Raw genomic sequence first — 5,064 nt, 5'->3', positions numbered from 1 at the left:
GCCCAAGGCGACGAGCGAGAAGATAAAGCAGCGCGCAGCTGAAAAGATGGACGACGAACATGCACTCCCGCGCGGCGGTCACCGCCGTTGGCGCCCGCTCGAACGCGTTCGTGAAAGTCGTGTAAATAGCGATGAGAAGCCATCCGCCGAAGGGATGGTCATACCAGTATGTGTAATGGGCGATCTGACCCCAGTATTCCATGGCGTATGCCTGTGCCGTATAGGTGCCCTCGTCATCGTTGACCCGGCCCGGCCAACCGTCCCGATTGATGCCGTGGACCAGACCGCAGACAACGAGAATTACGGTGAGCAGGATAATACTCTGCCAGTGCACGAGCAGCCAGGCTGTTACCCTGGTTCGTGCGCCGGCCGCGACATTTCCGAGTCGCCGGCCGTGCCGGATACCGTCGAGATCGGCACCGGTGCCGGTGTCGACTACCGGAAGCGTGGCTGTGGTCACGAGACCCCCTCGAGCTCCGACGAACCCAGCATTACCACGTGGTGGGCACCGGCATGTGTCGTCTTTTCCCATTCGAGCTTGCCCTGAAGCAGACGTGCCGCGGCCCGTATCGCTGCCACCGAAAGGACGAGCTGGTAGACCGGTGCACTCACTATCAGGCGGGCGCTGTCCAGCGGGCCCACCTTCAGCCGGTATGCGTCAGCAAACTCACGGAACGCAGCCTGTTCGGTTACCGTCATCATGACCATAACCATCAGGGGCAGCCAGAAGATGATGACGAGTCCCACCGAACCCCGCAGAAGAAAAGTGAGCAGGACCGATGTCGGCAGGGCCAGGCCGGCAACGGCCTGAAAGAATGGCATCAACAGCAGTTCAGCCGCGAGAACTCGCTGCCGCAGGCCCGGTAGCCGGCGCCAGTCGCCCTTCTGGAAAACCTGGATGAAACCCATCATCCACCGGGTGCGCTGCACTACCAGCTTGCCCAGGCTCTCCGGTGTCTCCTCCTGGGTCGTCAGGTCGGGATGATAGAAGACCGTGGTTTCAATGCCTGCTACCGAGGCACGCACGCCAAGGTCGCAGTCCTCCGTCAGGCAAGAGACATCCCACCCGCCGAGCTGGTCGAGAACTTCTCTCCGGACGAACACGGTATTGCCGCCGAGTGGGATAAATCGTGCGACGGCCTGGTACCGCAGCCTCGACATGAACCAGATGTAGTACTCCATACAATTGCGTGCCCGCCACCATGAAGTACCCGTGTTGAACCAGTCGGCCAACGCGTGCAACGGTCCACCTGACGCTGGCCTCCGCCATTTTTCACCGCGGAAGTTCATCAGTTGTACACCACCCTGAAAAATCCCGGTTTTGGGGTGGTTCACAGCCAATGTGTTGACGTGACTGAGTAGTCCGCGGGAAATTAGGGATTCCGCGTCGACAATGCCGATCAGATCGCCGTCGCAGTTCTTCCGTGCGTCCTCGAGCGAAATCGGTTTGCTCCGTATCGCACCGCCCGGTGTCACGATCTTCACGTTCGAGTAACGGTCCGCGAAGCTTTGTGCCACTTCACGGGTTTCCCGGTCGACGTCGTCATCGGAGACGACCACGACCAGCTGGACCAGATCCTGCGGATAGTCCCCCGTCAGTACCTGGGCGAGGGTCCGGCCAAGAACCGGCTCCTCTCGCGCGGGCACGATCAGTGAGAAGGAATGTCGAGCCGGCGCCCGGTCATCGAGATCGACATGATCTACCCGTTCCGGAAACTGCCAGCTGTACTGCGCCCGTACCAGGGTCAGCCCGGCAACCACCAGCATCACGAGCGACACTGCCGTCCACATTCCGAGCGCCACGTCGTCACGGTTCAGATAGGCTGCGTGGGTTGTCACGACCAGCAGCGGCAGCATCGGCAGGACCAGGCAGCCGCGTAGGATACGGGCGAGCGTGGTGTTCGCGGCGGCTTTTCTCCGGGCGGTCCTGCTCTGGGCAGAGTTTTTCTGCGCGGCCCCGAAGACGAGCCAGGTGCAGACCACGAGGTGGGTGAAAGTCACCACGACGGCGCTTACCAGGTCGACCAGCACCTCATGCATACTGATCCGGCCGACGGCCGGTGTGCTGACATCCGACCTGGTCAGGCCAACGAATACAAGCCAACCCACTGCTTCGGTCGAGAGCCGCGCGACAGCGGACCACACTCGGCTGCCGTCCTGTCGACGCCAGGTGAAGTTGCGGTCCAAACCCCAGAGCAGAAATGTCGTGGACACTACCGAGTATTCATATGCAGTCCGGTTACCGATATCCAGAAGCTGCACGAGTACGACCATCGTCATGACCCGTACGAACACGCTGATCCCACCGCTGGCTACGAATCGCAGAGGTCTCGGCGTCCCGGGAAGGCGGGTCCGGAACGGCTGTGGCGGGGCAAGCGCCTGGTTGGGGTTCACTGATTCCTACCTGAAAGATCGGGGTAAGCGGCCGGCGGCGACTGGATACCGAAGGTGGCGACCAGCCTCGGTAGGTCTGCCGCGTAGTCGGCGACCGTTGTACGGGCAAAGTAGAGAACGCGCTCGATGTCATCGGCGCCGTACGCGGCAACCTGTGCCGCGTGCGCCACCTCGTACCGGCCGCCCGGTACCTGCTGCGCCTGCGCGAGCGGCACACCAGCCGCCTGCTGGGCGGCTACAAGCTGCTCCGGCGAGCCGGTGAGTCCGATGAACGAGGAGTCGAACTGGTTCAGCCATCTTCGGAGCACGGGTTCGGTGTCACGCTTTGGGTCGGTCGTCACAAAAACGACCTTCAACGCGGAACCGACATTCGCGCTCACGAGCTGTTTAGCAGCCGCTATGTCAGCCATTGTCGTCGGGCAGACGTTCGGGCAGTTGGTGTAGCCGAAGAAGAGAAGTGTGGCGTGCCCGGCGGTTTCCTTGGCAAAGTCGAAGCTCTGCCCGGAGGTATCGACAAGAGTGAACGACGGCCGATGATTCAGCACCTTCGGAACTGTGCCGTGCCACTCTCCGCCAACCGCCGTGGGGCGCACTGAACCGGGCTCGTGCGCGCCACCGGATACCACCGAGTGTGGTTTCTCGTTTGTGGACGAGCCACCACACCCGGCGAGACAGAACAACGCCACGGTCGCGATCCAGCGGAGGGCCGACCTCATTGCATCGACCCGTGCATTGAACCGCAGGACATGTTTTCGGCCTTTCTGGGTTTCCTTGGGGCCTCTGGGCGCGCGAAAAAAGAAATGATCGCGCGCCCTTCGGCCTGGTGACCAGCGGCTAGTCGGCGCAGACTGTCGCGCCGCGGGGAGCCGTCTTCCCCGGGCCGGCAAGATGCTTGTCGTCCATGCCGGTGACCTTCAGCGGTCCGAACCCGGCCGACCGCAAGAACTCGCAGTCGACGGCGTGGCCGCCGGGAGCGACCTTCGGAACGCAGACGTTCAAGTTTCCTGCCACATCCGCGTAGTTGTGATCACAGCCGTCCACCCACAGGGTCGCCGGGGACGGTCTGCCATTTCCATGCGGCTGGATCCGACCGCTGAGATCCCGGTTCCCCGACCCGAGCGAATGCTGGACCGCAACCGGGTGACTGCCGTTCTGATCGCTCGGATTCGAACCTGTGACATGCAGGCCGACCAGCAGCCCGACCGTGGCACATATCACCGTGGCCGTGCCGAGGATAATTCTTCCCCTGGTCATCCGACATGCACCCATTTCGCCACGGACGGTACCCCGTTCATATCCTGGACGAACATCATGTAATAGCCGGCCGGAACCATGTTCGGGTTGTTCGGCACCGCCACGCTGATATCGGTACCGGCTCCCGATATAGGCAGGTCGACACTGCGCTGATTCGGGTCGGACTGATGGGTGACCGAGGCCGGCCGGATCAGCGTGACGCGACCGATATTTCCGCTGACGGTCAGTTTCTGGGTCGACCCGTAGTCGAACTGATCACCAGCGTTGGAAATAGTGGGGCGATTCCTCGACATGTACCAGGGCGAATAGATCGAAATACCGAGATCGAATGCGCCGGTTGCCGGGTTATTCCCGATCGCGGCCACCCTGCCATCCGGGAGGAGAAATGCCTCTGAATGGTACATCCGGTCCTGCGAATCGGCCGGAACCGATCTGAACGAGTTGGCGACCGGGTCGTAGATGGATGCCTCATGCACAGCGAACTCGGGATAGTTGTGCTTCGCCCCGCCGGTCTCGAAAACCTTTCCGTCAGGAAGGATGACAGCATTCACGTACATCTTGGCAGCCGGCAGGTCCGGCCCGGCGGTCCACTGCGGATCTTCCTTGCTGAGATCGATGATATCCGTGTGATTGGTCGGGTCGAGATCACTGTAGGAATTACCACCACCGAAGTCAGCTACCTTCTGTGCCTGTGCCGGTGGTAGCAGCACGGTGGCACCCTGGTCCCGGAAGTTGATATCCCGCAGGCCCGGAACATCAGTGATCGTCCCGGTATCGATGTCGTAGATCTCCGAACCCGACGTGTTCGGTAGCGCGTTACCGAAAGTGTGCGTCCCGGCGTAGAAGAGCCGGCCGTCCGACATCAGCACCATATTCGGGTACAGGCCCCAGTAGAAATACGTCTGCGGTACCTCGTTGAAAGGCTTCCATTGGCCTTTCTTCGTGTCGAACATCTCGACGGAAACGTTCCCCGAACCGTTTTCGTTGAGCCCGCCGGTGCCGAAGACGTCACCGTTACCAAGGTTCACCAGGGAGGGGTACCAGTGCCCGCCACCCGGTGTGTCGTTCGTCTTGGTGTAAGTGTTCGTCATCGGGTCGAATATGTAGCTGCTTGCGAGGCCCTTGTAGTTGGTGGTGGGTGTCGGATAAGCGAGCGTGCCACCGGCCAGTAGGATCCGCCCGTCGGATAGCTGGGTGTGCCCCACGCAGAAGAGGTCCTCCTGGGTGGGAACGTCCGCGAACTCGCCGTTGGATGGATTCCAGACCTTCGAGACGAACTCGTTGTTCGCGGCGGCGGTCCCGTTGTTGCCGGAGCCTGCGACAAGCAGAACGTTTCCGGTGCGCAGCACGGTGGCGTGAATGGACCGCACCGGAGACTTGTACGGCAGAACCACCCATGAACCGTCGCAGTCACCT

General features: G+C 61.6%; 4 protein-coding genes and 1 pseudogene. All 5 read right to left on the bottom strand.

All coding sequences use genetic code 11. The features are described 5' to 3' along the window. Positions 1 to 460 (bottom strand): annotated as a pseudogene (locus NBW77_RS21755) (4-amino-4-deoxy-L-arabinose transferase); the annotation flags it as partial. After that, positions 457 to 2,031, bottom strand: a complete 1,575-nt coding sequence (locus NBW77_RS21750; protein ID WP_250280263.1) for a glycosyltransferase — start codon at positions 2,029 to 2,031, stop codon at positions 457 to 459. The pseudogene NBW77_RS21755 and the gene NBW77_RS21750, both read right to left, overlap by 4 nt. 359 nt (positions 2,032 to 2,390) lie before the next feature. After that, on the bottom strand, positions 2,391 to 2,939 hold the full coding sequence (locus NBW77_RS21745) for an SCO family protein (protein WP_242606140.1): 549 nt from the start codon (positions 2,937 to 2,939) through the stop codon (positions 2,391 to 2,393). Between the two features lie 289 nt (positions 2,940 to 3,228). After that, positions 3,229 to 3,648: a hypothetical protein gene (locus NBW77_RS21740; protein ID WP_131749261.1), complete on the bottom strand. Its 420-nt coding sequence runs from the start codon at positions 3,646 to 3,648 to the stop codon at positions 3,229 to 3,231. After that, a partial coding sequence (locus NBW77_RS21735; RefSeq protein WP_250280262.1) for a galactose oxidase early set domain-containing protein occupies positions 3,645 to 5,064 on the bottom strand: 1,420 nt, incomplete at its 5' end. The genes NBW77_RS21735 and NBW77_RS21740, both read right to left, overlap by 4 nt.

This window comes from Frankia sp. Cppng1_Ct_nod (genome assembly GCF_920656135.1).
Taxonomy (GTDB): Bacteria; Actinomycetota; Actinomycetes; order Frankiales; family Frankiaceae; genus Protofrankia; species Protofrankia meridionalis.
The sequence above is the reverse complement of the archived record's forward strand: the minus strand, read 5'-3'. Positions and strand labels throughout refer to the sequence as shown.